This is a genomic window from Streptomyces sp. NPDC002537 (genome assembly GCF_053594975.1).
In genome coordinates this window covers 1-26,258 of the sequence record NZ_JBSFWT010000021.1, presented here as the reverse complement: position 1 = coordinate 26,258, position 26,258 = coordinate 1, and the positions used below count along the sequence as shown (strand labels likewise).

At 72.2% G+C, this 26,258-nt stretch carries 26 protein-coding genes and 3 tRNA genes; 7 read left to right on the top strand and 22 right to left on the bottom strand.

What is annotated here, in order from left to right; genetic code table 11:
• Positions 1-53: 53 nt before the first annotated feature.
• The 8 genes from ACWD4A_RS12580 to ACWD4A_RS12545 form a co-directional block, all read right to left on the bottom strand.
• Positions 54-1,109, bottom strand: a complete 1,056-nt coding sequence (locus ACWD4A_RS12580) for a UDP-N-acetylmuramate dehydrogenase (protein WP_451192879.1) — start codon at positions 1,107-1,109, stop codon at positions 54-56.
• 425 nt (positions 1,110-1,534) lie between these two features.
• Positions 1,535-2,941: a DHA2 family efflux MFS transporter permease subunit gene (locus ACWD4A_RS12575; protein ID WP_451192877.1), complete on the bottom strand. Its 1,407-nt coding sequence runs from the start codon at positions 2,939-2,941 to the stop codon at positions 1,535-1,537.
• A 106-nt stretch (positions 2,942-3,047) separates the two neighbouring features.
• On the bottom strand, positions 3,048-3,614 hold the full coding sequence (locus tag ACWD4A_RS12570) for a TetR/AcrR family transcriptional regulator (protein ID WP_451192876.1): 567 nt from the start codon (positions 3,612-3,614) through the stop codon (positions 3,048-3,050).
• Between the two features lie 99 nt (positions 3,615-3,713).
• Complete coding sequence (locus ACWD4A_RS12565; RefSeq protein WP_451192874.1) at positions 3,714-4,145, bottom strand: MaoC family dehydratase; 432 nt, start codon at positions 4,143-4,145, stop codon at positions 3,714-3,716.
• Positions 4,145-4,597: an FAS1-like dehydratase domain-containing protein gene (locus ACWD4A_RS12560; protein WP_451192873.1), complete on the bottom strand. Its 453-nt coding sequence runs from the start codon at positions 4,595-4,597 to the stop codon at positions 4,145-4,147. Before ACWD4A_RS12560 ends, ACWD4A_RS12565 begins: the two co-directional genes overlap by 1 nt.
• A 95-nt stretch (positions 4,598-4,692) precedes the next feature.
• Positions 4,693-4,857 carry a 50S ribosomal protein L33 gene (rpmG, locus tag ACWD4A_RS12555; protein ID WP_006604855.1) on the bottom strand — a complete coding sequence of 55 codons (165 nt, stop codon included), beginning with the start codon at positions 4,855-4,857 and terminating at the stop codon, positions 4,693-4,695.
• A gap of 85 nt (positions 4,858-4,942) precedes the next feature.
• A tRNA-Met gene (locus tag ACWD4A_RS12550) sits at positions 4,943-5,015 on the bottom strand.
• A gap of 49 nt (positions 5,016-5,064) precedes the next feature.
• A tRNA-Thr gene (locus ACWD4A_RS12545) sits at positions 5,065-5,137 on the bottom strand.
• 194 nt (positions 5,138-5,331) lie between these two features.
• Here ACWD4A_RS12545 and ACWD4A_RS12540 point away from each other — a divergent pair.
• A complete protein-coding gene (locus tag ACWD4A_RS12540) occupies positions 5,332-6,627 on the top strand; it encodes an amidohydrolase family protein (RefSeq protein ID WP_451192871.1) in 1,296 nt (431 codons plus the stop codon).
• A 153-nt stretch (positions 6,628-6,780) separates the two neighbouring features.
• The gene (locus ACWD4A_RS12535; RefSeq protein WP_451192869.1) at positions 6,781-7,443 is read left to right on the top strand and encodes an NAD(P)H-binding protein; all 663 of its coding nucleotides are present in this window, start codon (positions 6,781-6,783) and stop codon (positions 7,441-7,443) included.
• Between the two features lie 101 nt (positions 7,444-7,544).
• Here ACWD4A_RS12535 and ACWD4A_RS12530 read toward each other — a convergent pair.
• Positions 7,545-7,626 (bottom strand) — tRNA-Tyr (locus ACWD4A_RS12530).
• 185 nt (positions 7,627-7,811) lie between these two features.
• On the opposite strand from ACWD4A_RS12530, the gene ACWD4A_RS12525 reads away from it, so the two are divergent.
• Positions 7,812-8,300, top strand: coding sequence for a YajQ family cyclic di-GMP-binding protein (locus tag ACWD4A_RS12525; RefSeq protein WP_451192867.1), 489 nt, complete (start codon positions 7,812-7,814; stop codon positions 8,298-8,300).
• A 158-nt stretch (positions 8,301-8,458) separates the two neighbouring features.
• Here ACWD4A_RS12525 and ACWD4A_RS12520 read toward each other — a convergent pair whose 3' ends face one another.
• From ACWD4A_RS12520 to ACWD4A_RS12460, 13 genes are all read right to left on the bottom strand, one after another.
• Positions 8,459-8,857 (bottom strand): YccF domain-containing protein, encoded by a 399-nt coding sequence (locus tag ACWD4A_RS12520; RefSeq protein WP_451192866.1) that lies wholly within the window; start codon positions 8,855-8,857, stop codon positions 8,459-8,461.
• A gap of 108 nt (positions 8,858-8,965) precedes the next feature.
• Positions 8,966-9,712: a hypothetical protein gene (locus tag ACWD4A_RS12515; RefSeq protein WP_451192864.1), complete on the bottom strand. Its 747-nt coding sequence runs from the start codon at positions 9,710-9,712 to the stop codon at positions 8,966-8,968.
• 90 nt (positions 9,713-9,802) lie between these two features.
• Positions 9,803-10,666 (bottom strand): zinc metalloprotease HtpX, encoded by an 864-nt coding sequence (gene htpX / locus ACWD4A_RS12510; RefSeq protein ID WP_451192863.1) that lies wholly within the window; start codon positions 10,664-10,666, stop codon positions 9,803-9,805.
• Between the two features lie 165 nt (positions 10,667-10,831).
• Positions 10,832-12,385, bottom strand: a complete 1,554-nt coding sequence (locus tag ACWD4A_RS12505; protein WP_451192862.1) for an NADH-quinone oxidoreductase subunit N — start codon at positions 12,383-12,385, stop codon at positions 10,832-10,834.
• Positions 12,385-13,962, bottom strand: coding sequence for a complex I subunit 4 family protein (locus ACWD4A_RS12500; RefSeq protein ID WP_451193003.1), 1,578 nt, complete (start codon positions 13,960-13,962; stop codon positions 12,385-12,387). Before ACWD4A_RS12500 ends, ACWD4A_RS12505 begins: the two co-directional genes overlap by 1 nt.
• A gap of 17 nt (positions 13,963-13,979) precedes the next feature.
• The gene (locus ACWD4A_RS12495) at positions 13,980-15,971 is read right to left on the bottom strand and encodes an NADH-quinone oxidoreductase subunit 5 family protein (protein ID WP_451192860.1); all 1,992 of its coding nucleotides are present in this window, start codon (positions 15,969-15,971) and stop codon (positions 13,980-13,982) included.
• Positions 15,968-16,333 carry an NADH-quinone oxidoreductase subunit NuoK gene (nuoK, locus tag ACWD4A_RS12490; protein ID WP_451192859.1) on the bottom strand — a complete coding sequence of 122 codons (366 nt, stop codon included), beginning with the start codon at positions 16,331-16,333 and terminating at the stop codon, positions 15,968-15,970. Before nuoK ends, ACWD4A_RS12495 begins: the two co-directional genes overlap by 4 nt.
• Positions 16,333-16,902, bottom strand: a complete 570-nt coding sequence (locus tag ACWD4A_RS12485; protein ID WP_451192857.1) for an NADH-quinone oxidoreductase subunit J family protein — start codon at positions 16,900-16,902, stop codon at positions 16,333-16,335. The genes nuoK and ACWD4A_RS12485 overlap by 1 nt, the downstream gene beginning before the upstream one ends.
• Positions 16,899-17,465: a NuoI/complex I 23 kDa subunit family protein gene (locus tag ACWD4A_RS12480; RefSeq protein WP_451192855.1), complete on the bottom strand. Its 567-nt coding sequence runs from the start codon at positions 17,463-17,465 to the stop codon at positions 16,899-16,901. The genes ACWD4A_RS12485 and ACWD4A_RS12480 overlap by 4 nt, the downstream gene beginning before the upstream one ends.
• On the bottom strand, positions 17,462-18,430 hold the full coding sequence (locus ACWD4A_RS12475; RefSeq protein WP_451192853.1) for a complex I subunit 1/NuoH family protein: 969 nt from the start codon (positions 18,428-18,430) through the stop codon (positions 17,462-17,464). Before ACWD4A_RS12475 ends, ACWD4A_RS12480 begins: the two co-directional genes overlap by 4 nt.
• The gene (locus tag ACWD4A_RS12470; protein ID WP_451192851.1) at positions 18,423-19,889 is read right to left on the bottom strand and encodes an NADH-quinone oxidoreductase subunit C; all 1,467 of its coding nucleotides are present in this window, start codon (positions 19,887-19,889) and stop codon (positions 18,423-18,425) included. Before ACWD4A_RS12470 ends, ACWD4A_RS12475 begins: the two co-directional genes overlap by 8 nt.
• Positions 19,886-20,554, bottom strand: coding sequence for an NADH-quinone oxidoreductase subunit B (locus ACWD4A_RS12465; RefSeq protein WP_451192849.1), 669 nt, complete (start codon positions 20,552-20,554; stop codon positions 19,886-19,888). Before ACWD4A_RS12465 ends, ACWD4A_RS12470 begins: the two co-directional genes overlap by 4 nt.
• Complete coding sequence (locus ACWD4A_RS12460; RefSeq protein WP_451192847.1) at positions 20,545-20,982, bottom strand: NADH-quinone oxidoreductase subunit A; 438 nt, start codon at positions 20,980-20,982, stop codon at positions 20,545-20,547. Before ACWD4A_RS12460 ends, ACWD4A_RS12465 begins: the two co-directional genes overlap by 10 nt.
• Positions 20,983-21,155: 173 nt before the next feature.
• Between ACWD4A_RS12460 and ACWD4A_RS12455 the strand changes: the two genes are divergently transcribed.
• From ACWD4A_RS12455 to ACWD4A_RS12440, 4 genes are all read left to right on the top strand, one after another.
• Positions 21,156-22,358: a sensor histidine kinase gene (locus tag ACWD4A_RS12455; protein WP_451192846.1), complete on the top strand. Its 1,203-nt coding sequence runs from the start codon at positions 21,156-21,158 to the stop codon at positions 22,356-22,358.
• Positions 22,359-22,548: 190 nt separating this feature from the next.
• Positions 22,549-23,868: a sensor histidine kinase gene (locus tag ACWD4A_RS12450; protein ID WP_451192844.1), complete on the top strand. Its 1,320-nt coding sequence runs from the start codon at positions 22,549-22,551 to the stop codon at positions 23,866-23,868.
• Positions 23,869-24,080: 212 nt separating this feature from the next.
• Positions 24,081-24,752: a response regulator gene (locus ACWD4A_RS12445; protein ID WP_451192842.1), complete on the top strand. Its 672-nt coding sequence runs from the start codon at positions 24,081-24,083 to the stop codon at positions 24,750-24,752.
• Positions 24,753-25,022: 270 nt separating this feature from the next.
• The coding region (locus ACWD4A_RS12440) for a 2-oxoacid:acceptor oxidoreductase family protein (protein ID WP_451192840.1) at positions 25,023-26,258 on the top strand (1,236 nt) is incomplete at its 3' end.

Genomic DNA, 26,258 nt, shown 5'->3' with positions numbered 1-26,258 from the left:
GGCCGCCACCGCCGCAGGCGGGCCACGGCGGGACAGCCAGGCGAGGTGAGGAACTAAAGGCTGACGCCCACCGTCACCGGTTCGTTGACCAGGGTCACCCCAAAGGCTTCGCGGACGCCGTCGCGGACCTCGCGCGCCAGCGCGAGCAGGTCCTCCGTGGTGGCCTCGCCGCGGTTGGTCAGCGCGAGCGTGTGCTTGGTCGAGATGCGGGCCGGGCCGCTGCCGTACCCCTTGGTGTAGCCCGCCTTGTCGATCAGCCAGGCCGCGGAGGTCTTGATGTGCCCGTCCCCGGCGGGGTACGCGGGCGGGGTGACGTCCCCGCCCAGCCGCTCGGCCACCCGGCCGAGGAAGGCCGCGTGCTCCGCCTCCGTGAGGATCGGGTTGGTGAAGAAGGACCCCGCCGACCAGGTGTCGTGATCCGCGGGATCGAGGACCATGCCCTTGCCGCCCCGCAGCTTCAGCACGGTCGCGCGGGCCGTTGCGGCGGGCACCCGGTCGCCGGGCTCGACGCCGAGCGCGCGGGCCGTCTCCGCGTACTTGATCGGCGCGGACAGCCCGCCCGCGTCCTCCAGCCGGAAGCGGACACGGAGGACGACGTGCCGCGCGGGGTCCTCCTTGAAACGGCTGTGGCGGTAGGAGAAGGCGCAGTCCTCGTTGGCGAGGGTGACGACCTCGCCGGCGTGCCGGTCGTAGGCCACGACCTCGGTGATCGTCGCGGAGACCTCCTGGCCGTACGCGCCGACGTTCTGGATCGGGGTGGCACCGGCGGAGCCGGGAATCCCGGCGAGGCACTCGACGCCGGCGAGACCGGCCTCGACGGTGCGGGCCACGGCGTCGGACCAGTTCTCGCCGGCGGCGAGTTCGAGGTCGGTGCCGTCGAGGGTGAAGCCGGTGGTGGCGATGCGCAGGGCGGTGCCCTCGAAGCCCTTGTCGGAGATGACCAGGTTGCTGCCACCGCCGATGATCAGCAGCGGGGTGCCGCTCGCGTCGGCTTCGCGGACGGCCGCGATCACCTCGTCGTCGGTGGTGGCGGTGACCAGGCGGGTGGCGGGGCCACCGAGCCGGAAGGTGGTCAGCGGGGCGAGGGGGGCGTCGTGGATTTCCTGCACGCGCCCCAGCGTATCCGCTGCGCTCGGCGGCACCTGGGGCTCCGCCTGCACCCCCCTGTCTACGGTCCGGTTCGCCGCCTGCGGGCCGGTTCGCCGCCTGCGGCGGGGGCGGCCTGCGGCCGCGTCCTCAAACGCCGGACGGGCTGGATTGCCGACCGTGGCCTTGAGTCTGCGGGCCGTCTGCCGCCTGCGGCGGGGGCGCCCTTCGGGCGCGTCCTCAATCGCCGGACGGGCTGATTTTGCCGGCGTAGTCCGCAGCCTGCGGGCCGCAGGTCAAAGAACCACGGTCCGCAAATCCAGCCCGTCCGGCGTTTGAGGACAACGCGGCGAAGCCGTGTTGCGGGGTCTGGGGCGGAGCCCCAGTTCGGGAAGCGGGTAGGGGAAAGGCCCGCAGCCGGAGTCCGGGAGGCGCCCCGGGCAACCCCTTACGCCGCCACCCGTTCCCGCACCCGCCGCGGCAGCGCCCCCGGTATCAACACCGCCACCACCGCCGCCACCCCGACGGCCCCCGCCCCCACCCACAGCGCCGGCACGATCCCGTCGGCGAAAGCCGTGGCCGACCCGTAGCCGCCCTGCGCGGAGAAGACGGAGGCGAGGACCGCGACCCCGAGCGCCCCGCCGACCTCGCGCAGCGCGCTGTTGGCCCCGGACGCGATGCCCTGGTCGGCGGGGCCGACGCTGGACATCACGAGGTTGGCGGCGGGCGCGAAGTACATCGCCATCCCCACTCCGCTGACGATCAGCGCGGGGAGCTGCGCCGCGTACGGCACGTCGGGCGCGAGCACCAGGGCGAACAGTGCGAGGCCGAGTGCCTGGAGGGCGAGGCCGGCGGCCACGACCGTGCGGCCGCCGATGCGGTCGGACAGATAGCCGGCCAGCGGCGCGACGATCATCGGTGCGCCGGTCCAGGGCAGCATCCGCAGCCCCGCCTCGGTGGGCGAGTAGCCGCACACGTCCTGCATGAACTGGCTGAGCAGGAAGATCGACCCGAACATGCCGAGGAACATCAGCAGCCCGGCCGCGTTGACCGTGGCAAACGCCCGGTTGCCGAAGAGCCGCATGGGCAGGACGGGCTTCCTGTTGTGGAAGCCGTGGTGGACGAAGCCGCCGAGGAGCGCGCCGCCCGCGGTCAGGCCGGTGAGCACCCGGGCGCTGGTCCAGCCGTGGGAGTCCGCGTTGACCAGCCCGTACACGACCCCGAAGAGGCCGCCGGTGACGAGGAGCGTGCCGGGGATGTCGAGGCGGGCCCGCGGCGCGCGGGACTCGGCCAGGCGCAGCCGGGCGAGGGGCAGCAGGGCGATGCCCAGCGGCACGTTCAGCCAGAAGATCCACTGCCAGGAGATGTGTTCGGTGAGGCTGCCGCCGATGAGCGGGCCGCCCGCGACCGCGAGGCCGTTGACGGCGCCCCAGATCCCGTACGCCATGCCGCGCCGTTCGGCGGGGACGGCGGCGGTGAGGAGGGTCAGGGAGAGGGGCGTCATGATCGCGGCGCCGACGCCCTGCGCGGCGCGTGCGGCGATCAGGCCGTCGATGCCGGGGGCGAGGGCCGCGGCGGCGGAGGCGGCGGTGAAGAGCGCGACGCCGACGGAGAAGAGCCTGCGCCGCCCGAAGCGGTCACCGAGGGCCGCTCCGGTCAGCAGCAGGGCGGCGTAGGTGAGGGTGTAGGCGTTGAGCGTCCATTCGAGGTCCGGGAGCGCTCCCCCGAGGTCGCCGCGGATGGACGGCAGGGCGGTGGTGACGACGAGGTTGTCGAGTGCCGCCATGAAACCGGCGGTGCTGGTGATGATCAGAGCCCAGACGGCGCCGGAACGCCGCCGTGTCTGCTGCTGCATGGGAGTCCCCCGGAACTTAGTTATTGATTACTAACTTTTGCGGCCATGCGCGTACCCGTCCGGCGAGGAACGGACAGGGGCGGTGCGCCGCTCGGGAAAGGCCGGGTCAGACGGGTTTGGCTTCGTCCCAGAAGGTGTTCCACACGTGGTGGTCACCGGGGAAGCCGAGCGCGACCAGGGTGTTGACGAGCATGCCGTAGGCCATGAATTTCTTGCTCTCGTGGGCATCGCCACCGAGCCCCAGGTGGACGGTGTCCCACAGCTCGACCCACCCGGCACGCACCGCCTCGCCGAGCTCGCGCTCGCCGCCCGCCTCGGCGGAGGCGACCGCCGCGTAGATCTGCATCTGCATCAGCAGCTGCTCGGGGTCCTCCGCGATCAGTCGCTGGTACGCGGAGGCCAGCCTGTGCGACCGCTCCTCGGCCATGGTGTCGGCGGGCAGGTCCGCGACCACATCCTCGAAGACCCGGCGGGTCCGCTCCAGGCAGCGCCCGGCCGCGGCGAGGAAGATGGCCTGCTTGCCGGGGAAGAGCCGGAAGAGGTACGGCTGCGAGACGCCGACCCTGCGGGCGATCGCCTCGGTGGAGGTGCCGTGGTAGCCACCGCGCGCGAATTCGGTGATCGCGGCACGGATGACGCTCTCGCGGCGCTCTTCGGCGCTCATCCTGACCATGGAAGCAAGTTAGTGACTGCTTACTTACCGAGTCAAGGGGTGAGGGCAAAGGTAAGGGGCGTCCGCCATGGCGGACGCCCCTTACCTGCGTGCTCGGGCTCAGGCGAGCCGGACCACCGCGCGGGACATGCCCAGCACCTTCTGGCCGGCGCTCTTGACCAGCAGGTCGACGCGGACCGTACGGGCCTCGTCGTCCTTGGCCGCGACCTTGCCGCCGACCTCGATGACCGCACCCTCGCCGTCGTTCGGCACGACGACCGGCTTGGTGAACCGCACCCCGTACTCCACGAGGGCGCCCGGGTCGCCGGTCCAGTCGGTCACCACGCGGGCCGCCTCCGCCATGGTGAACATGCCGTGCGCGATGACGTCCGGCAGCCCGACCTCCTTGGCGAACTTCTCGTTCCAGTGGATCGGGTTGAAGTCGCCCGAGGCGCCCGCGTAGCGGACCAGGGTGTCCCGGGTCACCGGGAAGGTCTGCACGGGCAGCTCGGTGCCGACCTCGACGTCGTCGTACGAAATCCTCGCGGCCATCACGCCTCCTCGGCTGCGCGCGCCACCAGCATCGTGTGCGCGGTCACCACGTGCTCACCGGTCTCGTCGTGCACCTCGCCACGGACCGTCAACAGATCGTTGCCCGCCATCGACTTGATCGTCTCGATGGTGGAGGTGACCGTCAGCCGGTCCCCCGCGCGGACCGGGCGGGTGTAGGCGAACTTCTGGTCGCCGTGCACCACCCGGTCGTAGTCCAGACCCAGCTGCGGGTCCTGGATGACCTGGCCCGCCGCCCGGAAAGTGATCGCGAACACAAAAGTCGGCGGCGCGATCACATCCGGGTGGCCGAGGGCCTTGGCGGCCTCCGGGTCGGTGTACACCGGATTGGTGTCGCCGATGGCCTCGGCGAATTCGCGGATCTTCTCCCGGCCGACCTCATAGGGCTCGGTGGCCGGATAGGTCCGTCCTACGAAGGACTGGTCGAGCGCCATGGGCCCGGCACCTCCTGAGGGGACTGATGTGGATTTCCCGGATACGCCATGAGGCCGCCCCCAGAGCTGGGGACGGCCTCATGAACGAGCCTGTGTTAGCGGGTCTCGCGGTGCGCAGTGTGCGAGTTGCAGCGCGGGCAGTGCTTCTTCATCTCAAGACGGTCCGGGTCGTTACGCCGGTTCTTCTTGGTGATGTAGTTCCGCTCCTTGCACTCCACGCAGGCCAGCGTGATCTTCGGGCGGACGTCGGTGGCAGCCACGTGAGTGCTCCTTGACGGAATGGACGGATGAACGCAGACAAGAGTAGCCGACCGGAGGACCGACCCCACAATCGGCTACTACGTGTAGCGGTGACCGGACTTGAACCGGTGACACAGCGATTATGAGCCGCTTGCTCTACCGACTGAGCTACACCGCTTTGATGCGGGAGAGATCCCCGCCCGAAGGCGAGGAACCTCACACACCAGAGCCCCAATACGGAATCGAACCGTAGACCTTCTCCTTACCATGGAGACGCTCTGCCGACTGAGCTATTGGGGCGAGCGAGGAAGACATTACACGGTTGGCCGCCGAAGGTGAAATCCGTATCCGGAGGCCGCCCCAAGGGCCCCTCCGGGCGCCGCTCGCACCACACCAGTACGACTATTCGTCGCTTGCTCGAAGCCGTTCCGGACGCGCCCTAGGCTCGGACCACGCTGCGTGATCATGCACGCCCCGGACCCCGGAGGAGCGCGATGCCCGACAGCCAGCCGCAGCCCCCGAGAAACCCCGGGGGTGACACCCCTCCCGTCGGCCCGCCCCCCGTCCCGCCGGGCGCCGCGCCCGGCGACAGCGCCCTGGTGCTGTGCGGCGCCCGGCTCGCCGACGGCCGCACCGTGGACGTCCGGCTCAGCGCCGGGCGCATCGAGGCCGTCGGCACGGCCGGCAGCCTCGCCCCCGGGCCGCGCGTCGACCTCAGCGGCTATCTGCTGCTGCCCGCCCCCGCCGAGCCCCACGGCCACGGCGACACCGCGTTCACCGCGGACGCGGACGGCCCCGTCCCGTACGGCGTCGAGGACGTCCAGCGGCGCGCCACCGAGGCCGCCCTGCTCCAGCTCGGGCACGGCGCCACCGCGCTCCGCTGCCACGTCCGGATCGGCGGTCTCCAGGGCCTGCGCTCGCTGGAGGCCGTCCTCCAGGCGCGGCGGGCGCTGCGCGGCCTCACCGACCTGACCGCCGTCGCCGTCCCCCGGCTGCTCACCGGCGCCGCCGGGGCCGACGGGCTGGCCATGCTGCGGGACGCCGTGAAGATGGGCGCGGCCGTGGGCGGTTGCCCCGACCTCGACCCTGACCCCACCGGCTACGCCGAGGCCGTACTGGGGCTCGCCGCCGAGCACGGCTGCCCCGTCGACCTGCACACCGACGGCGCCGACCCGGCCCGGCTCGCCCGGCTCACCGCCATGGCCGGGGGTCTGCGCCCGCGCGTCGCCGTCGGCCCGTGCGGCGGCCTGGCCCGGCTCCCGTACGAGCAGGCCGTACGGGCCGCCGAGCAGCTCGCGGCCGCCGAGGTGACCGTGGTGTGCCTGCCGCAGGGCGACTGCGCGGCCCTGGAGCAGCACGCCGCCCGGGTCTCGCGCTGCGCGCCGGTGCGGCTGCTGCGGCGGGCGGGCGTGCGCGTGACGGCGGGCAGCGGGGCGCTGCGGGACGCCGCCAACCCCGTGGGCCGTGGCGATCCCCTGGAGGCCGCCTTCCTGCTGGCCTCGCGCGGCGAACTGCGGCCCCAGGAGGCGTACGAGGCCGTCAGCGGCTGCGCGCGGGCCGCGATGGGGCTGCCGGAGGTGCGCGTGGAGGCGGGCTTCCCCGCGGAGTTGCTGGCCGTGCGGGGGCGGCGGATCGAGGGCGTGCTGTCGCTCGCGTACAGCCGTCTTGTGGTGCACCGGGGGCGCGTGGTGGCGCGGACCAGCGCGGTGCGGGAGTACTGCGACTCGACGGCCGCGGCGGCGCTGGAGCTGCCCCGGCAGTCGTCGCGCGGCGGTGGCGAACCCTCCTGACGCCCGGGAGCGTCCGGATCGCCCGGCTTTCCGGAGCGCGCGCCGGGGCCGAGTGCGCCGGTGTGCTTCCGTCCGTGACCGGGCAGGCCGGTTCGCGCCCCTTCCACATGGCGGCGCGCGCCACACCGCGTACCGACCGCGTACGGTCGGATCATGCGCATTGTCATCGCTGGTGGACATGGTCAGATCGCGCTGCGGCTGGAGCGTCTGCTCGCCGCGCGCGGGGACGAGGTCGCGGGCGTCATCCGCAGGCCGGAACAGGCGGGGGATCTGCTCAACGCGGGTGCGGAGCCGGTCGTGTGCGATCTGGAGTCGGCCTCGGTCGAGGACCTCGTGAAGCACCTGGAGTCGGCGGACGCGGCCGTCTTCGCGGCCGGTGCGGGGCCCGGGAGCGGCGCCGCGCGCAAGGACAGCGTGGACCGCGGCGCGGCCGCCCTGTTCGCCGACGCGGCGGAGGCGGCCGGGGTGCGGCGGTTCGTGGTGGTCTCGTCCATGGGCGCCGACCGAGAGCCCGCCGAGGGCACCGACCCGGTCTTCGCCGCGTACCTCCGCGCGAAGGGCGCCGCCGACGCGGACGTCCGCGCGCGGACGGGCCTGGACTGGACGATCCTGCGGCCCGGCGCCCTCACCGACGGGCCCGGTACGGGCCGGGTGGCCCTGGGCGGGTCCACGGGCCGGGGCGCGGTGACCCGGGACGACGTCGCGGCCGTGCTGGCGGAGTTGCTGGCCGAACCGCGTACGGCCGGGCGCACGCTGGAGCTGATCGGTGGCGACACGCCCGTGGCGGAGGCGGTGCGGAGCGTCGTGGAGGGCTGAGCGCCCTTCCCCGCTGTGCGGCGGATCACAAGGGTCGGCGCGCAGTCGGCGCGCAGAGGAAACACAGAAGGCCCTTCTCCGGAGAGAAGGGCCTTCACATGTGGCGGCGCCAGGGTTCGAACCTGGGTAGGCTGAGCCGGCAGATTTACAGTCTGCTCCCTTTGGCCACTCGGGCACACCGCCAAGGGTTGCCGCCCCGGGACCGCCTTGCGGTGGTGCTCCGTGGCAACGACGTAAACCATACCCGATGACCAGGGGTGGTCCGCCACTCGATTCATCACCCCTCGAACGGGGCCCGGGTGACTAGGCTTGCGGAGCGGCACCCGGCCGCACCCCTGATGGATCTACGCACGAGGAGCCAACTCAATATGGCCGACTCCAGTTTCGACATCGTCTCGAAGGTCGAGCGGCAGGAGGTCGACAACGCCCTCAACCAGGCCGCCAAGGAGATCTCTCAGCGCTACGACTTCAAGGGCGTGGGCGCCTCGATCGCCTGGTCCGGCGAGAAGATCGAGATGCGCGCCAATGCCGAGGAGCGGGTCAAGGCCGTCCTCGACATCTTCGAGACCAAGCTGGTCAAGCGCGGTATCTCGCTGAAGTCCCTGGACGCGGGCGAGCCGCAGGCCTCCGGCAAGGAGTACAAGATCTTCGCCTCGATCGAGGAGGGGATCTCGCAGGAGAACGCGAAGAAGGTCGCCAAGATCATCCGCGACGAGGGCCCGAAGGGCGTCAAGGCGCAGGTCCAGGGCGACGAGCTGCGCGTCAGCTCCAAGAGCCGCGACGACCTCCAGACGGTCCAGGCCCTCCTCAAGGGCAAGGACCTGGACTTCGCGATCCAGTTCGTGAACTACCGCTAGTTCGCCGGTCGGCCGTCGACCGCGGACCGTGAGCCGATACGACGAGGGCGCGTCGGGGAGCACTTCCCCCCGACGCGCCCTCGTCGTATCAAGTGGTCCGCAGCCACAGCCGCCTGACGTTACGTCAGCTCCAGCCCTGACGCGTCCGGGAGTCGCGGCTACCAGCGGTAGCCCGCGTACGCCTCGTCCGTCGACACGATCTCACGGCCCAGCGGCATCAGTGAGATCGGGATCAGCTTGAAGTTCGCGATGCCCAGCGGGATTCCGATGATCGTCAGGCACAGCGCGATACCGGTGAAAATGTGGCCCAACGCCAGCCACCAGCCCGCGAACACGAACCAGATCACGTTGCCGATCAGTGAACCCGCCCCGGCGTCGCGCCGCTCGACGGTCGTACGGCCGAAGGGCCACAGGGCGAAGCCGGCGATGCGGAAGGAGGCGATGCCGAAGGGGATCGTCACGATGAGGAGGCAGCAGATCAGCCCGGCGATGACGTAGCCGATCGCCATCCAGAGGCCGCAGAGGACCAGCCAGACGACATTCAGGATGAACCTCATGAACAACAGCCTCCCACGCGAAACAGTCCCTAGCGAACAGGACGTCCACGGGGCGGACGATGGTTGCGCGGGCCTGTCCCGGGCAGCGGCCCGGAGCGGGGCCGGCCGTCAGAGCGGCACGCCCAGGCGCGGGAGCGGAGCCGGCTTCGGGGGGCGGCGGGCGTAGTCCACCGCGCACCAGGTGCAGAGCGCGGCCAGGGGCAGCCAGGTTCCCGGGATGAGCCAGAGCGGGGCCTTGAGGAGGGTGACCGCGATCCCGGGCGGGAGTGCGGCGACGGCCAGTGCCGCGGCGAGCCGTACGAGGGCCCGCATCGGCCTGGTGGGTTCGCGGTCCGCGCGGCGCAGCCACCGCCAGCCGCACGCGACGGTGAGCAGCAGTCCGGAGGGGCCCAGAGCGGTCGCGAGGCCCAGCGATGCCTCCGCGAGGTCGGTCGGGCTGGCGTCCGTGACCTGTTCGGTGTCGTGTGCGGCGATCTTCACCACGTTGCCGCGCCAGATGGTGCCCACCACCCGGTCCCCGTCGCGCAGTTGCTCCAGGAGCGGCCCTTCGTTGCGGTACTCGGTCCGCCACGGTCCGGTCTCGGGGCTGGTGAGCGTGGCCCTGGTCCTGTCGCCCCGGCCCTTCTGGAGGTGGACGTCCGAGACGGTGAATTCCTGGGCCCAGAGGCAGTCCGCCGGTGCGGTGCGCGGTGGGGAGGGGCAGGCCGCCGCGGACTTGAGCGCGTGGTCGCGGCCGGCCCGTTCCGGAGTCTCGACGGCGAGCAGCCATACCGAGGCGACGACCGCCGCGACGCCCACCAGCAACCAGCCGATCGCCGCGGCCGAGTTGGCCAGGGGATGCCTGAAGTCTTCCACCGTGCGTTCCTTACGCCCCCGTGGGCCCTGACGATGATGCCGTCCGGCCCGAAACCGATGCCGCCATTCTTCCTCGGCGGCCCGGGGCGCTTACAGCCGGTGCCCCGCCATGCCCTCCAGGCGGCTGATGCGCTCCGCCATCGGCGGGTGGGTGGAGAAGAGCTTGGAGAGGCCCTCGCCCGCGCGGAAGGGGTTGGCGATCATCATGTGGCTCGCCGTCTCGATGCGGGGCTCCGGGGGGAGCGGGGCGCGCTGGGTGCCCACTTCGAGCTTGCGGAGGGCGGCGGCCAGGGCCAGCGGGTCGCCGGTGAGGCGGGCGCCGGAGGCGTCGGCCTCGTACTCCCGGGAGCGGCTGACGGCGAGTTGGATGAGGGAGGCCGCGATCGGGCCCAGCAGCATGATCATGATCATGCCGAGGAGGCCGGGGCCCTCGTCGTCGTCGGACCGGCCGAAGGGGATCAGCCAGGCGAAGTTGACGAGGAACATCACCACCGAGGCGAGCGCGCCCGCGACCGAGGAGATCAGGATGTCGCGGTTGTAGACGTGGCTGAGCTCGTGGCCGATGACGCCGCGCAGCTCGCGCTCGTCGAGGAGGCGCAGGATGCCGTCGGTGCAGCAGACGGCGGCGTTGCGGGGGTTGCGGCCGGTGGCGAAGGCGTTGGGTGCCTCGGTCGGGGAGATGTACAGCCGGGGCATGGGCTGGCGGGCGGCCGTGGAGAGCTCGCGCACCATGCGGTAGAGCTGTGGCGCCTCGAACTCGCTGACGGGGCGGGCGCGCATGGCCCGCAGGGCGATCTTGTCGCTGTTCCAGTAGGCGTAGGCGTTGGTGCCGAGCGCCACCAGGACGGCGACGACCAGGCCGGCGCGCCCGAAGAGACTGCCGATGACGATGATGAGCGCGGACAGCCCCCCGAGGAGGACGGCGGTCCTGAGCCCGTTGTGCCGGCGGTGCACGGTACGCCCTCCAAATGGTGCGGCAGGGGAACCCTTTGCTGCGGTGCGCTCCACTTCGCGGTGGAGCCTCCAGTGGAACCTTCCTGCCCGATCAACGCCAGACGAAGGCCGCCAGTTCCCTTGTGCGCGCGAGGGGCGCCTGGGCCGTACGGGTGAGGCCGCGGGCTACAGCAGCGCCCCCGAGGCGAAGCGCAGGACGAGCTGCGGGGCGCCGGAGAGGACGATGCCGAGGGCCGCCGCGAGGGTCATGGCGATGGCCAGCGGTACGGGCATCCGCGCGGGTGCCTGCTCCCCCGTGGTCCCCTCCGTGGTCTCCCCCACGGCCTCCTCCGCTGTCTCCTCCGCCGGGCGGAACAGCACGGCCGTCCACTGGAGGTAGTAGAAGAGGGCGATCACGACGTTGACGGCCATGACGACGGCCAGCCAGCCCAGCCCGGCGTCGACGGCCGCCGAGAAGACGGTGACCTTGGCGAACAGTCCGATGATGCCGGGCGGCAGCCCGGCGAGGCAGAGCAGGAAGAAGCCGAGGGCCAGGGCCGCGAGGGGGCGGCGGGCGTAGAGGCCGCGGTAGTCGGCGATGCGGTTGGCCGGGCTCGTCCGGGCGACGAGCGCGGCGACGGCGAAGGCGCCGAGGTTCACGGCCGCGTACATCAGGGCGTACGCGACGGTGGAGCCGATGGCCCGCCCGGGGTCGTCGGTGTATCCGGCGGCCGCGATCGGCACCAGCAGGTAGCCCGCCTGGCCGACGGAGGACCAGGCGAGGAGGCGTACGGCGCTGTGCGCGCGGTCCGGGCGCTGGCGCAGTGCGGCGGCGTTGCCGACCGTCATGGTGAGCGCGGCGAGGACGGCGAGGACGGGGCCCCAGACGTCCGCGTACGAGGGGAAGCCGACGACGGTCACCAGGATGAGGCCGGTGAAGCCGACGGCCTTGCCGACGACGGAGAGGTAGGCGGCGATGGGCAGGGGTGCGCCCACGTAGGTGTCGGGCACCCAGAAGTGGAAGGGGACGGCCGCGGTCTTGAAGGCGAAGCCGACGAGGGTGAGGGCCACGCCCGCCTGCGCGAGGACGTCGAGGCGGGGGTCCACGTGGGTCAGGGCGTCGGCGACCTGGGTGAGGTGCAGGGTGCCGGTGGCGGCGTAGACGAAGCTGACGCCGAGGAGCATGACGGCGGTGGCGGTGACCGAGGAGAGGAAGAACTTCAGTGCCGCCTCGGAGGAGCGGCGGTCGTCGCGGCGCAGGCCGACGAGGGCGAAGGCGGGCAGGGAGGCCACTTCGAGGGCGACGACGAGGGTCGCGAGGTCCCGGGCGGCGGGCAGCAGCGCGGCGCCCGCGGCGGAGGACAGCAGCAGGAACCAGTACTCCCCCGAGGGGAGTTCGAAGTCGACGATGTCGCTGATGGACAGCAGGGCCGTCAGCAGGGCGCCGCCGAGCACCAGGAACTGGACGACGAGCGTGAAGTGGTCCGCGGTGTAGCTGCACGCGCGCGTGCCCGACGTCAGGCAGAACGTCGAGCGGTCGCCGTCGAGCAGCGGCAGCAGGGAAAGCCCGGCCAGGACGAGGCCGCCGATGGCGAGCCGGCCGAGGAGGGGCTTCTTCCGCTCGGGCACGAAGAGGTCGGCGACGAGGACGACGAGCGCCACCGCGGCGGTGACGGTGGGCGGGGCGATGGCGAGCCAGTCGACGGACTGGACCAGTTCGCCTCCGGCGAGGGAAACCATCAGTTGCCTCCTCGAAGAAGCTGCTGGACGGCCGGGTCGGTGAGGCCGAGGAGGGCTGCGGGCCAGAGCCCGGCGAAGACGGTGAGGACGACGAGCGGGGTCCAGGCGGCGAGTTCGTACGTCCGGACGTCGGCGACGGCGGGCCCGGTGGCGTGGACCGCCACTCCGGTGGCCTGGGTGTCGCCGTTGCCGCCCATGCACACCCGGCGGACCACGATCAGCATGTACGCGGCGGTGAGCAGCGTGCCGAAGCCGGCCAGGGCCATGAAGGTGAGGTAGGCGGGGCGGCTGAGCCCGTCGGCGGGGCGGAAGGCGCCGAGCATCGCGAGCATCTCGCCCCAGAACCCGGCGAGTCCGGGCAGTCCGAGGGAGGCGACGGCGCCGAAGGCGAGAAGGCCGCCCAGGCGGGGCGCGCGGCCGTAGAGCGCGGCGCCGGTCGCGCCGGAGAGGGCGTCGAGGTCGCTGGTGCCGTGCCGGTCCTTGATGGCGCCGACGAGGAAGAAGAGGAGGCCGGTGATGAGGCCGTGGGCGATGTTGGCGAAGAGGGCGCCGTTGACCCCGGTGGGGGTGAGGGTGGCGATGCCGAGGAGGACGAAGCCCATGTGGCCCACGGAGGAGTAGGCGATGAGGCGCTTGAGGTCTCCCTTGGCGCCGCTGCGGGCGAGGGCGAGGCAGGCGAGCGAGCCGTAGATGATGCCGACGACCGCGAAGGCGGCGAGGTAGGGCGCGAAGGTGTGGGCGCCGTCGGGGGCGATGGGCAGGACGATGCGGACGAAGCCGTACGTGCCCATCTTCAGCAGGACGCCCGCGAGGAGGACGGAGCCGACGGTCGGGGCGGCGGTGTGGGCGTCGGGGAGCCAGCTGTGCAGGGGCCACATCGGGGCCTTGACGGCCAGTCCGGCGCCGATGGCCAGAACGGCGATGACCTGCGTGGAGTGGCTGAGTCCTGAGCCGTTGTCAGTGGCCAGTGCCACCATGTCGAAGGTGCCGCCCTTGATGCCGATGAGGAGGAGGCCGAGCAGCATCACGACGGAGCCGAGCAGGGTGTAGAGGATGAACCGCCACGCGGCGCGTTCCCTGCCCTCGCCGCCCCAGCGGGCGATGAGGAAGTACATCGGGATGAGCACCATCTCGAACGCCAGGAAGAACAGCAGCAGGTCGAGGACGGCGAAGCTGGCGAGGGTGCCGGCCTCGAGCACGAGGATCAGCGCGACGAATGCCTTGGGAGACGGGCCCGCGGGCATTTTGAAGTAGCTGTACAGCGCGCTGAGGAAGGTCAGCAGCGCGGTGAGCACGAGGAGGGGGAGCGAGACGCCGTCGATGCCCAGGTGGATCCGGATGCCGAGGGCCGGGATCCAGCTGACGTCGGTGGTGGCCTGCATCCGCGCCGGGTGGTCGTGGTCGAAGCCCGCGGCGAGGGCGACGGACAGCGCGAGCACGGCGCCTGTGACGGTGACGCCGTGGCGCAGTACGGCCTGGTCCGGGTTCCTGCCCTTGAGGCCGGGCGGGGCCGGGAGCAGGGCGGCGACGGCGCCGAGGAGGGGGACGACGACGGTCGCAGCGAGGAGGATCTGCATGACGGTATGACTCACGGTCAGGCTCCGGTGGCTACGAGCACGGCGGCGACAGCCAGGACGACGGAGCCGGCGAGCAGGGCGCTGAGATAGGTCTGCACATTGCCGGTCTGGGCGCGGCGGACGGCCGCGCCGAGCAGGCGGGGGGCGGTTCCGGCGCCGCTGACGTAGGCGTCGACGACCTCGCGGTCGAGGAAGCGGACGAGGCGGGCCGCGGCGCGCACGGGCCGGACGAACAGGGTCGAGTAGACGGCGTCGAGGTGGAACCCGGCGACCGCGTGGCGGTGCAGGGGGCCGAGGAGGAGACGGCCGGGGTCGGACGGGTCGTGGGCGCCCGCGATGTGTCCGTAGGCCGCCACGTGGGTGGCGATGGTCTCTTCCTCGGAGATGTAGGGGGCCGCGTCCGGGTCGGCGGCGACGGCGCCCAGGGGCGCGCGGGCCGCCAGGGGGGCGGTGCGCCGCCAGGCGGCGTAGGTGACGGCCACGCCGGCGAGGGCGCAGCCGGTGCCGAGGACGGAGGTGGTGAGGGTCGGGGTGAGGGAGTGTCCGTCGAACCAGTCGGGCAGCTTCCAGGCGGCCAGACCGAGCCCGAGGGTGGGGAGGAAGAGGATCCAGAGGACGGCGTTCATGGCGGTGGGCTGCCTGCCGTGGTCGGCGGCCTCGGGGCCCTTGCCGTGGAAGGCGCGCAGCCAGAGCCGGGTGGCGTAGGCGGCGGTGAGGAGGGCGGTGAGCAGTCCGGCGACGAGGACGGTCCAGCCGGCCGCGTGCGGGATGCCGTGGGCGTCCGCGCCGGTGGCGTGCTCCGCGGCGCCGAGCACGGCTTCCTTGGAGAAGAAGCCGCTGAACGGGGGGATCGCGGCGAGCGCGAGCAGGGCGACGGTCATCGTCCAGTACGCGTCGGGGATGCGCTTGCGCAGGGCTCCCGTGCGGGCCATCGCGCCGAGCGAGTTGGTGCCCGCGGCGTGGATGATCACGCCCGCGCCGAGGAAGAGGAGGGCCTTGAACGCGCCGTGGGTGATGAGGTGGAAGACGGCCGCGTCGCGGTCGCCGACGGCGAGGGCGCCGGTCATGTAGCCGAGCTGGCCGACGGTCGAGTAGGCGAGGACGCGTTTGATGTCGTCCTGGGCGAGCGCGGCGAGCGCCGAGCCGATCATGGTGACCGCCGCCATCACGGCGAGCACCACGAGTGCCGCGGCGGAGGCGGTGAAGAGGGGGAGGAGCCGGGCGACGAAGTAGACGCCGGCGGCGACCATCGTCGCGGCGTGGATCAGCGCGGAGACGGGCGTGGGGCCCGCCATGGCGTCGGGCAGCCAGGTGTGCAGCGGGAACTGCGCGGACTTGCCCGCGACTCCGGCGAGCAGCAGCAGCGCGATCAGCGTCGGGTGCCCGATGGCACCGGAGCCGACGGCGCTGAGGATGCCGTTGATGCGGAACGTCCCGGCGTCGGCGGCCAGCGCGAGGATGCCGATCAGGAAGGGGACGTCGCCGAGCTTGGTGACCAGGAACGCCTTGAGGGAGGCGGCCCGCGCGGCCTCGGTCTCCCAGTAGTGGCCGACCAGGAAGTACGAGCAGATGCCCATGATCTCCCAGCCGACCAGCAGCACCATCAGGTCGCCGGAGTAGACGACGAGCAGCATCGCGGCGGTGAAGAGGGAGACGAGGGCGGCGTAGGAGGGGTAGCGGGGGTCGTCGCGCAGGTAGGCCGTCGAGTAGAGCTGGACGCAGGTCGCGACGGTGCCGACGAGCACGGCGACGAGGACGGCGAAGCCGTCGAGGTGCAGGGCGAGGTCGATCGGCACGGACCCGGTGGGCGTCAGCCGGGTCGCGGCGTCGAGGGGGTCGCCGCCGCCCTGCCGGCAGGCGACGACGACGGCGAGCACGGCGGCGGCGAGCGTCGGCAGCACGGCCAGGGGCCGTACGAAGCCGGGCGCGCGGCGGCCGAGGAGCAGGCCCGCGGCGGCGCCGAGGAAGGGCAGCAGGGGGACGAGTGCGGCGGTGGTCGTGGTCGTCACGCGGCGGCCTCCGCCGTCTTCTCGCGGTCACCGGCTCCGGCGTCGGGGCCGGGCGCGTCCTCGCTGAGGTCGCGGAGCCGGTCGACGTCGGCGGTGCCGCGGTTGCGGTACACGAGCAGCACGATCGCCAGGCCGATGCCGATCTCGGCGGCGGCGATGGCGATGGTGAAGAGGGTGAGCGCCTGTCCGGCGTGGAGCGTGTCGCGCAGCCACACGTCGAAGGCGACGAGGTTGAGGTTGACGGCGTTGAGCATCAGCTCGACGGACATCAGGACGAGGATGGCGTTGCGCCGGGCGAGCACTCCGTAGAGGCCGGTGCAGAAGAGCAGGGCGGCGAGCACGGCGGGGTAGACGAGGTGCATCAGCGCTTCTCCCCTGTCTGTGCGTTCTTCCTGCGGGAGAGGACGATCGCGCCGACGAGCGCGGCGAGCAGCAGGACGGACAGCGCCTCGAAGGGCAGCACCCAGTGCCGGAAGAGGATCTCTCCGGAGACCTTGGTGGTGCCCTGGGGCGCGCCGTCGAGGTCGATCCAGGTCGTGCGGAAGGCGTCGGCGACGATCCAGACGAGGGCGACGGCCGCGGCGACGGCGACCCCGAGGGCGGGGTAGCGGTTGCCCGAGTCGGCGTCCGGGGAACGGCCGATGGGCGCCTTGGTGAGCATCAGTCCGAAGAGGAGGAGGACGACGACGGACCCCACGTAGATCAGCACCTGCACCCAGGCGATGAACTCCGCCGTGAGCAGGAGGTACTCGACGGCGAGCCCGCCGAGCGTCACCACCAGCCACAGGGCGGCGTGCACCAGCTGCTTGGTGGTGACGGTGACGAGGGCCGCGCCCAGGGTGACCAGGCCGACCAGGAGGAAGGCGATCTCCACGCCGGAGGTGGAGAGGAAGCCGTGCGCCTGCGCGGCGAGCGTGTGGGTACCGGTCACGCCGCTCCCTCCTCCTTCTGCTTCTCGGGCTTCTGCTTCTCCGACTGGGCCGCCAGCTTCTCGGCGGTCTTGCGTGCCGCGGCGACCTCCTTCGGTTCCTCGGCCGCCGGGTCCAGCGCGGGCGGCTCGGGCACCGTCCACATCCACTCGCGCAGCTTGTCGCGCTCGTGGGTGAGGTCGTGGATGTCGGTCTCCGCGTACTCGAACTCCGGCGACCAGAACAGCGCGTCGAAGGGGCACACCTCGATGCAGATGCCGCAGTACATGCAGAGCGAGAAGTCGATCGCGAAGCGGTCGAGGACGTTCCGGCTGCGTTCGCGGCCGCCGGGGGCGGCCGGGGGCACCGTCTCCTTGTGGGAGTCGATGTAGATGCACCAGTCCGGGCACTCACGGGCGCACAGCATGCAGACCGTGCAGTTCTCCTCGAACAGGCCGATGACCCCGCGGGTGCGGGGCGGCAGTTCGGGCTGCACGTCCGGGTACTGGGCCGTGACCGAACGCTTCGTCATCGTGCGGAGGGTGACGGCGAGGCCCTTGGCCAGACCGGAGCCGGGGAAGCTCATGAGGAGATCACCACCTTGACGACGCCGGTCAGCGCGATCTGCGCCAGGGCGAGCGGAATGAGGACCGTCCAGGCCAGCTTCTGCAGCTGGTCCTCGCGCAGTCGCGGATAGGTGACACGCAGCCAGATGACCACGAAGGCGAGGACGAGCGTCTTGAGCAGCGTCCACAGCCAGCCGAGGCCGTCCGCGCCGAACGGCCCGTGCCAGCCGCCGAGGAACAGGACCGTCGTGAGGCCGCAGAGGACCACGATGCCCGCGTACTCGGAGAGCAGGAAGAGGGCGAAGCGCAGGCCGGTGTACTCGGTGTACGCGCCGAAGATGATCTCGGAGTCGGCCACCGGCATGTCGAACGGCGGGCGCTGCAGCTCGGCGAGGCCCGCCGTGAAGAAGACCAGGCCGCCGACGATCTGCCAGGGCACCCACCACCAGTGGAAGGCGTCCACGATGCCGGGCAGCGAGACCGTGCCCGCCGCCATGGCGACCGAGGCCGCCGCGAGCAGCATCGGCAGCTCGTACGCCATCAGCTGGGCGGCGGTCCGGAGACCGCCGAGCAGCGAGAACTTGTTCGCGGACGCCCATCCGGCCATCAGCGAGCCGAGCACGCCGACGCCCATCACGGCGAGGACGAAGAAGATGCCCGCGTCGATCGCCTGGCCCACGGCGTTGCCCGGCCCGACCGGGATCGCGATCAGGACCAGGAGGTACGGGAGGAGGGCGACGGCCGGTGCGAGCTGGAAGATCCGCCGGTCCGCGTTCGCGGGGACGACGTCCTCCTTCTGCGCGAACTTCACGCCGTCCGCGACCAGCTGTGCCCACCCGTGGAACCCACCGGCGTACATCGGCCCGAGCCTGCCCTGCATATGGGCCATGACCTTGTGCTCGGTCTGTCCGATCGCCAGCGGCAGCACCAGGAACACGACGAACACGGCGGCGAGCCGCAGCACCACGTCGAGAACGTCACCCACGGGTGTCACCTCCAGCCGCGTCAGGGCGCTTCGCGCCCGGTTCCTGGTCTTCTGTCCGTGCCCCGCCGGGGCGGCGCGGAGCGCCTGGCTCGGCGGGTTCCTCCGCGACGGGCGGCTGCGACGACGCGTCGCCGTCCGGCGCGGGTGGCTCGGCCGGTGCGTCGCTTCCCGGCTCGGGGCGCGTGTCGTCGTCGAATGCCGGGCGGGCGTGGTGCCACGGGGCGTCGGACGAGCGGGGTGGCTGTGCCGCCGCACCGCGCGGGGCGGGTGACGCGGTCTGGCTCGCCGAGCCGTCGGCGGCGCTGCGGCTGCGGCGCGCGGGTGCGGCCGCACCCGGCTCCGCCGACTCGGCAGCGGCCTGCTGGCTCGCGGAGCCCTCGCTCGCGCTGCGCGCACGCCGCGCCGGAGCGGCCCCGGTCTCCTGCTGGCTCGCCGAACCCTCCGCCGCACTACGGCTGCGCCGAACGGGACGCCCCGCGGCGTCGTCCGCCGTCGACGGCGACTCCACCGCTTCGGCCGCCTGCTGGCTCGCGGAGCCTTCGCTCACGCTCCGCGTACGCCGCGCCGGAGCGGCCCCGGCCTCCTGCTGGCTCGCCGAACCCTCGCTCACACTGCGTGCCCGCCGCGCCGGGGCGTCCCCGGCAGGCTGCTGACTCGCAGAGCCTTCGCCGACGCTGCGCGCCCGTCGTACAGGGCGGTCTCCCGCGGCGGGTGCCCCCGCACCCGCCGCGCGGGCGCCGCGCGCCGGGCGGGCCGGGGCCGGGGGGAGCTGGCCCTTGAGGGGGCCCCATTCGTTGGGGTCGGGGACGCCCGGCGGGAGCATCTGACGGCGCTTCGGGCCGCCGGACTCCGTCTCGCCCGGCTCCTTCGCCCCCGGCCACGCCTTCGCGACCCGCGCGGCCAGCACGAAGTCCTTGCGCAGCGGGTGCCCCTCGAAGCTCTCGGGGAGCAGCAGCGGTACGAGGTGGGGGTGGCCGGTGAAGTCCACGCCGAACATCTCGTGAGTCTCGCGTTCGTGCCACGCCGCACCGGCGTAGACGCCGATCGCGGTCGGCAGCGCCGGCTTGTCGTGCGGCACGGTGGTGCGGACGACGAGGCGGCGGACGCCGGTGGCGGCGGGGCCCGGCAGCGCGACGAGGTGCGCGCAGACACGGAAGCCCGTACCGGGCTCGTCGACCGCGCTCAGCCAGTCGAAGAAGGTGCAGCCCAGCGTGGTGCGGGCCGTTTCGAGGGCGGTGAGCCACGCGTCGGCGGGCACGTCGACGGTGAGCAGCCCGTACGCCTCCTCGGCGCTCGCGCCCTCGCCGAACAGTTCGGCGGCGCCCTGCGGCAGCCACCCGACGGGCGGCGGCGTCGCCTCCGGCTGGGGAGAACCCTCGGGCTGCTGGATATCTCCGGATTCGGGGGGGCGCGAAGTGGGGGCCGGACGCTGCGCGTCCGGCTCCGTGGGCTCGCTCATCGTCCAGCCTCCCCGGAACCGTTGCGAGAACCGGCGTCGGAGCCACCGGAGGCGGCATCCGCAGCGCCCGGCGCGGGCGGCGGCGTCACCAGGCCGCTCTTGAGCGCCGCGGCCGACGGGCCGGAGCCCGTGCCGCCGCCCGCGCCGGAGGCGGTCGCGTACCGGTCGCCCAGCGACTCCTGCGCGATCTTCTCCTGGAGCTTGAGGATGCCCTGGAGCAGCGCCTCGGGGCGGGGCGGGCAGCCGGGGACGTAGACGTCGACCGGGATGATCTGGTCCACGCCCTTGGTCACCGAGTACGAGTCCCAGTACGGGCCGCCGCAGTTCGAGCAGGCGCCGAAGGAGATGACGTACTTCGGCTCGGGCATCTGCTCGTACAGCCGCTTGACCGCCGGGGCCATCTTGTCCGTCACCGTGCCGGAGACGATCATGAGGTCGGCCTGGCGGGGGCCCGGCGCGAAGGGGATGACACCGAGCCGGATGAAGTCGTGCCGGGCCATGGACGCGGCGATGAACTCGATCGCGCAGCAGGCCAGGCCGAAGTTGAAGACCCAGAGGCTGTAGCGGCGGCCCCAGTTCAGGACCACCTTCATCGGCTCGGGGGCCAGCCGGGAGAGCACGCCCAGGCGGCGGGGTTCCGGCAGATCGACGGGTGTCACGTCCATTCGAGGACGCCCTTCTTCCATGCGTACAACAGGCCCACGGCGAGGAAGCCGAGGAAGATGAACATCTCCACGAGCGTGGCGCCGCCGAAGCCCGGCGCGGCGAAGACCGTCGCCCAGGGGAACAGGAAGATCGAGTCCACCGCGAAGATCACATACAGGAAGGCGTAGACGTAGTAGCGGACCTGGGTGTGTGCCCAGCCCTCGCCGACGGGGTCGACCCCGCACTCGTACGTCAGCAGCTTCTCGGGCGTCGGCACCACGGGCCGCAGCAGCCGTCCGGCCGCGAAGGCCACGGCGACGAAGAGCACGCCGATGACGGCGAGCAGTCCGACCACCGCGTAGCCGTGGAAGTAACTGTGGAATGAGCCCGTCGCCAGCTGGACGTCGGCGACGCCCGCACTGCTGGTGCGCACGGTGGCCTCCGGCACGTCCGTCCTCGCTCCCTGTCCAGCACATATCGACGAATCTTTACGCACGGGAGTCTAGGCCCTGACAAGGTCACGGCGGGAAGTGCTTCCCGGCCGGAAGGTGGGGTTATCCCCACCGGGCCCACCCCGGGGCCCCCATGGCATCGGCCGGGCCCGCCCGGCAGGCTTGGCGTATGACCGCCAGCAGTGCCGCACGCAGCACGACCAGCACCGTCGATCCCGGGACCGATCACGAAGGGCCCCGGCTGCCGCCCGCCCGCTTCGCGTACGGCGCGCGGACGTGGAAGGAGATCGGGCACCTGCTGCTCAACCTGCCGGTGGGCCTGCTCGGCTTCGTGTACGTGACGCTGTGGCTCTACGCGGGCGTGCTGCTGTCGGTCACCGTGATCGGGCTGCCGCTGCTGGCGGTCGGGCTGATGGGCTCGCGGGCACTGGGCAGAGTGGAGCGCGCGCGGGCCCGGGGACTGCTGGGCCTGGGGATCGACGAGCCGAGCCCCCTGTCGCGGCACCCCCGGAACCAGGGGTTCTTCCCCTGGCTGTGGACGGCGCTGAAGGACCCGGTGGCGTGGCGGACCACGCTCTACGCGGTCGTACGGCTGCCGTGGGGCGTGCTCACCTTCGCGATCACCCTGTGCTCGCTGTTCGTGGCCTGGCCGGTCCTCGGGCATCTGGCCCGGTTGATGACGAACGCGGACCGGGCGATGGCGCGCGGGCTGCTGTCCCCGTCCAGCGAGCTGGAGCAGCGGGTCGCCGAGCTGGAGTCGGACCGCGGCATCGTCGTCGACACCGCGGCCGCGGACCTGCGCCGCATCGAACGCGACCTGCACGACGGCGCCCAGGCCCGCCTCGTGGCGCTCGCGATGGGGCTGGGACTGGCGAAGGAGAAGCTGCTGGAGGACCCGGAGGCGGCGGCGAGGATGGTGGACGAGGCGCACGGCGAGGTGAAACTCGCCCTCCAGGAACTCCGCGACCTCGCCCGCGGCATCCACCCCGCGATCCTCACCGACCGCGGCCTCGGCCCGGCCCTGTCCTCGGTGGCAGGGCGCTGCACGGTCCCGGTCGGCGTCTCGGTGGACCTGGCGGAACGGCCCGCGCCCGCGATCGAGGGCATCGCCTACTTCACCGTCTCCGAACTGCTCCAGAACATCAGCAAGCACAGCGGGGCGCGGAGCGCCCGGGTCGACGTGTGGCGCTCGGAGAACCGGGTGCTGCTCCAGGTCTTCGACGACGGGCGGGGCGGGGCGTCCACGGCCACCGGCAGCGGACTGGCCGGGCTGGCGGAACGGCTCGGGTCGGTGGACGGCATGCTCGCGGTCGACTCCCCCGCCGGCGGCCCCACGACGGTGACCGCCGAACTCCCCTGGCGCGACCGCTGAAACACCCCCGGCAAGCCCCCGGCGAGCCCCGGAGGTGGGGCTGTCCCCACCCCCAGGACACCGACCTGCCGCATGGCCCGGACCCACCGCGCGGCGGCAGGGTGGAGACATCAAAGGGACATCACAGCGAGACGTCACAGCGAGACGTCACAGCGAAACATCGCAGCGGATCTGGAGATCGGACGAAGAGATGGCCATGGACGAGAGGCGGGCCCACCGCGTACCCGCCGTGCTGCGTGCGCCGTTTGAGGCCCGCACCTTCCGGGAGTTCCTCCACCTGCTGCTGAACCTCCCGATGGCGGTCCTGGCCTTCACCTACACGGTCACCGTGATGTCGCTCGGCGCCGGGCTGCTGATCACCTTCCTCGGGGTGCCCGTCCTGGCCGCCGGCCTCCTCGGCGCGCGGGTCATCGGCACGGTCGAACGCGCGCGGGCGCGCGGGCTGCTGGGGCTGGAGATCGCCGAGCCCGAGCCCGTACGGCCGCCGAAGGGCCGCGGCGGCCCGATGGCCTGGATGGGGGCGGTGCTCAAGAGCGGTACGTCCTGGCGGCACGCGCTCTACGGCCTGCTGCACCTGCCGTGGGCGGTGGCGGCCTTCATCGTGTCGGTGGTCCTGTGGACGGTCGGCTGGACGCTGTTCCTCTACCCGGCGTACCAGTGGATGTACCCGACGTACTGGGGGCAGCCGGGCATCCAGCTGTACGGCGACGCCAACGGCACCGCCTTCTATCTGGACAGCTCCGTCACGATCGGTCTGACCTGCCTCGCCGGCCTGGTCCTCGTACTGGGCACCCCCTGGGTCATCCGCGGTCTCGCCTACGGCGACCGGATGCTGGTGCTGGGCCTGCTGAGCCCGTCCCGGCTGGCGACCCGGGTGTGGGAGCTGGAGGAGGACCGCGGCGTGGTCGTCGACACCGCGGCCGCGGACCTGCGCCGCATCGAACGCGACCTGCACGACGGCGCCCAGGCCCGCCTCGTGGCCCTGGCCATGGACCTCGGGCTGGCCAAGGAGAAGCTGTACGAGGACCCGGAGGCGGCGGCGAGGATGGTCGGCGACGCGCACGGCGAGGTGAAGCTCGCCCTCCAGGAACTCCGCGACCTCGCCCGCGGCATCCACCCCGCGATCCTCACCGACCGCGGCCTCGGCCCGGCCCTGTCGGCACTGGCGGCGCGCTGCACGGTGCCGGTGCAGGTCGAGGTGGACCTGGCGGAACGGCCCGTGCCCGCGATCGAGGGCATCGCCTACTTCACGGTCTCCGAACTGCTCCAGAACATCAGCAAGCACAGTGGCGCGCGGAGCGCCCGGGTCGACGTGTGGCGCTCGGAGAACCGGGTGCTGCTCCAGGTCTCCGACGACGGGCGGGGCGGGGCGTCCACCGCGTCCGGCAGCGGACTGGCGGGCCTGGCCGAACGGCTCGGGTCGGTGGACGGCCTGCTCGCGGTCGACTCCCCCACCGGCGGCCCCACGACGGTGACCGCCGAACTCCCCTGGCGCGTCCACGTGGCGTAGTCGGGCTTGCGCCCGGGGGCAAGCCACCAGCCCCCGGGTGCGCAATTCAGCCCGTCCGGCGTTTGAGGACGCGGCCGCAGGCCGCTCCCGCCGCTGGGGGTACCTCCCGGACGGAGTCTGGGGGAGGCAACGGCGCCGCACCCACCGGTACCCAATTGCTGCGATGCTTGGAAGCGCAAAGCGCGTACAAGCAGGCTGGGGGCCAGGGAATCGTGAAGGACCGGGTACGGATCGTCATCGCCGAGGATTCGGTACTGCTCCGCGAAGGGCTGACCCGCCTGCTCACCGACCGCGGGCACGACGTCGTGGCCGGCGTCGGCGACGCGGAAGCCCTGCTGAAGGTGATCGGGGAGCTCGCCGACGCGGACGCCCTGCCGGACGTGGTGGTCGCGGACGTGCGGATGCCCCCGACCCACACCGACGAAGGCGTCCGCGCCGCGGTACAGCTCCGCCGCACGCACCCGGGCCTGGGCGTGCTGGTCCTCTCCCAGTACGTGGAGGAGCAGTACGCGACCGAGCTGCTGGCCGGGAGCACCCGGGGCGTCGGCTACCTCCTGAAGGACCGGGTCGCCGAGGTACGGGAGTTCGTGGACGCGGTGGTGCGCGTCGCGGAGGGCGGTACGGCGCTGGACCCGGAGGTCGTCGCCCAGTTGCTGGGGCGCAGCCGCAAGCAGGACGTCCTGGCCGGGCTCACCCCGCGCGAGCGGGAGGTCCTCGGCCTGATGGCGGAGGGCAGGACGAACTCCGCCGTGGCACGGCAGTTGGTGGTGAGCGACGGCGCCGTCGAGAAGCACGTCAGCAACATCTTCCTCAAGCTGGGCCTGTCGCCGAGTGACGGGGATCACCGTCGGGTGCTGGCCGTCCTGACCTACCTCCGCTCGTGACCGGCTGACCTGCCGTCGGACGGGAAGAGCACCGCTGGTGAGGCGGGCCGCGGATCGGGGTCCTAGGACAAAAGACCCAGCGGACCCGCCGCCTCCGCAAGAGGTCCCGGGCCGGGCATTCTTCGCCTCTCTTGACATATCGCCGCCCTTCGGCGGCGGGGATCTTGTGCTCCATCCCAGGTAGGCGACCCTTACCCCCGTACGATGGCGACGGGAACGCCGGCCGTCACCACCGCGTGCGAGCCGCCGCCACGAGGGAGGTCCGAAGCAGTGACCAGCCAGGTCAGCAGCCCGGCCGAACAGGCCGATCCAGGCGAGCAGCCGAGCGGCGTCGCCCCGCCGTCGGCAGAGCGGGAGCCTTCGGGCCCCGGCCCCCAGCACCCTCCCGCCGAGGGTTCCGCTTCCGTGAAGGAGGTGCGGAGGCTGGAGCGGGTGATCATCCGGTTCGCGGGGGACTCGGGTGACGGGATGCAGTTGACGGGTGACCGGTTCACGTCGGAGACGGCGTCGTTCGGCAACGACTTGTCGACGCTGCCGAACTTCCCTGCCGAGATCCGGGCGCCTGCCGGGACCCTGCCGGGTGTCTCCAGTTTCCAGCTGCATTTCGCCGATCACGACATCCTCACCCCGGGGGATGCGCCGGATGTGCTGGTGGCGATGAATCCGGCGGCGCTGAAGGCGAATATCGCTGATGTGCCGCGGGGTGCGGAGATCATCGTGAACACGGATGAGTTCACGAAGCGTCCGATGGCGAAGGTGGGTTACGGGGTTTCGCCGCTGGAGGACGGGTCGCTGGATGCCTACCGGGTGCATCCGGTGCCGCTGACGACGCTGACGGTGGAGGCGCTCAAGGACTTCGGCCTCTCACGCAAGGAGGCCGAGCGGTCGAAGAACATGTTCGCTCTCGGCCTGCTGTCCTGGATGTACCACCGGCCCACTGAGGGGACGGAGACGTTCCTGCGGGCGAAGTTCGCGAAGAGGCCGCAGATCGCCGAGGCGAATGTGGCGGCGTTTAGGGCGGGCTGGAATTTCGGGGAGACGACGGAGGATTTCGCGGTCTCCTATGAAGTGGCTCCGGCCACGGCCGCGTTCGCGCCGGGGACCTACCGCAACATCTCCGGGAACCTGGCCCTGTCCTACGGGCTGGTGGCCGCGTCCCGGCAGGCGGACCTGCCGCTGTATCTGGGCTCGTACCCGATCACCCCGGCCTCCGACATCCTGCACGAGCTGTCGAAGCACAAGAACTTCGGGGTGCGCACCTTCCAGGCCGAGGACGAGATCGCCGGCATCGGCGCAGCCCTCGGCGCGGCGTTCGGCGGATCCCTGGCCGTGACCACGACATCGGGGCCGGGTGTGGCGCTGAAGTCGGAGACGATCGGGCTGGCGGTGAGTCTGGAACTGCCGTTGCTGATCGTGGACATCCAGCGCGGCGGGCCCTCGACGGGACTGCCGACGAAGACCGAGCAGGCCGACCTGCTCCAGGCGATGTACGGCCGCAACGGCGAG